This is a genomic window from Ferrovum myxofaciens, from assembly GCF_000735045.1.
GTDB classification, from domain to species: Bacteria; Pseudomonadota; Gammaproteobacteria; order Burkholderiales; family Ferrovaceae; genus Ferrovum; species Ferrovum myxofaciens.
The window spans coordinates 1-253 of record NZ_JPOQ01000301.1; the positions used below are offsets into that span (position 1 = coordinate 1).

Here is a 253-nt window from a genome sequence, read left to right on the forward strand (position 1 = left end):
CGAAAATATACCAGAAAATCGATCACAACCGATTGATTCGTGGTACAATTCTGTCATGTCAAACGCCCTCAAAACCGCCGCCAATATCATTGAACAAAACGTGGTTTTGATGGCCGTCAATGCACGTCAACAGGAAGAAATCTCCCAGCTCAAAAGGCAACTGGAATGGTTTAGACGCCATCTTTTCGGTCAGAAGTCGGAACGCCGCAACCCCGACCTATACAGCCTCCAACTGGCCTTCAGTGACTTGGGT

1 protein-coding gene is annotated in these 253 nt (G+C 47.8%); it reads left to right on the forward strand.

All coding sequences use genetic code 11. The features are described 5' to 3' along the window. Nucleotides 1-55: 55 nt before the first annotated feature. A partial coding sequence (locus tag IV91_RS16170; protein WP_200874428.1) for a transposase occupies nt 56-253 on the forward strand: 198 nt, incomplete at its 3' end.